This is a genomic window from Stenotrophomonas capsici (genome assembly GCF_034961085.1).
Taxonomy (GTDB): Bacteria; Pseudomonadota; Gammaproteobacteria; order Xanthomonadales; family Xanthomonadaceae; genus Stenotrophomonas; species Stenotrophomonas capsici.
Genome location: NZ_JAYFUH010000216.1, coordinates 1 through 1,306 on the forward strand (window position 1 = coordinate 1; position 1,306 = coordinate 1,306).

General features: G+C 67.1%; 1 protein-coding gene. It reads left to right on the forward strand.

Annotated elements, in window-relative coordinates; translation table 11 throughout:
* Positions 1-1,306: glutamate synthase-related protein (locus VA603_RS11540; protein ID WP_323438932.1), on the forward strand; the 1,306-nt coding region annotated here is incomplete at both ends.

Sequence of the window (1,306 nt, forward strand, 5' to 3'; positions counted from 1 at the left end):
CAACATCTTCCATGCCGGCCCGGAGACGGTGAACCACGTCATCCTCAACTCGCCGGTGCTCAGCCAGCGCAAGCTGCGCCAGCTGGTGAAGATGGAGCAATACGTCGACCGCAATCGCCTGATCGACCTGTCCTACAGCGTCGAGGAAGGCATCAAGGCCGGCATCGAGCGGATCTGCGCGCAGTGCGAGCAGGCCGCGCGGGATGGCATCGTGGTGCTGCTGCTGTCCGACCGCTACCCGGTGCCGGACCGCCCGATGGTGCATGCGTTGCTGGCCACCAGCGCGGTGCACCACCACTTGTCCAAGGTGGGCCTGCGCTGCGACGTCAACCTGATCGTGGAGACCGGCACCGCGCGCGACGCGCACCACATGGCCTGCCTGCTCGGCTACGGTGCCACCGCGGTGTACCCGTACCTGGCCTACCAGACGCTGTTCGACATGGGCCGGCGCGGCATCCTGCAGCTGAAGAAGGGCGGTGAGGTTTCGCAGATCGGCCGCAGTTATCGCAAGGGCATCTACAAGGGCCTGAGCAAGATCATCTCCAAGATGGGCATCTGCACCGTGGCCAGTTACCGCGGCGCGCAGTTGTTCGAGATCATCGGCCTTGATCCGGATGTGGTGCAGCTGTGCTTCCCGGATGCCATCGCGCGCATCGGCGGCGTCAACCTGGCGCGGCTGGATACCGAGGCGCGTGAACTCACCGCGCGTGCGTGGAACGAGCTGGCGCCGGCCGAAGTGGGCGGCCTGCTCAAGTACGTGCATGGCGGCGAATACCACATGTACAACCCGGACGTGGTGCTGACCCTGCAGCGCGCCGCGCGCACCGGCAAGGCCGAAGACTGGCGCAAGTACATGGACGCGGTGCATTCGCGCCCAACCTCGGCACTGCGCGACCTGTTGCAGCTCAAGCCGGCGGCCACGCCGGTGCCGCTGGAGGAAGTGGAACCGGCCGAGGCGCTGTTCAAGCGCTTCGACACCGCCGCCATTTCGCTGGGTGCGCTGTCGCCGGAAGCGCATGAGGCGCTGGCAATCGCGATGAACCGCCTCGGCGGCCGTTCCAACTCCGGCGAAGGCGGCGAGGACCCGGTGCGCTACGGCACCGAGAAGCGCTCCAAGATCAAGCAGGTGGCCTCGGGCCGCTTCGGTGTCACCGCCGAGTACCTGGTCAATGCCGAAGTGCTGCAGATCAAGGTCGCCCAGGGCGCCAAGCCCGGCGAAGGCGGCCAGCTGCCCGGCCACAAGGTCAACGAACTGATCGCGCGGCTGCGTTACGCCAAGCCGGGCATCGGCCTGATCTCGCCGCCG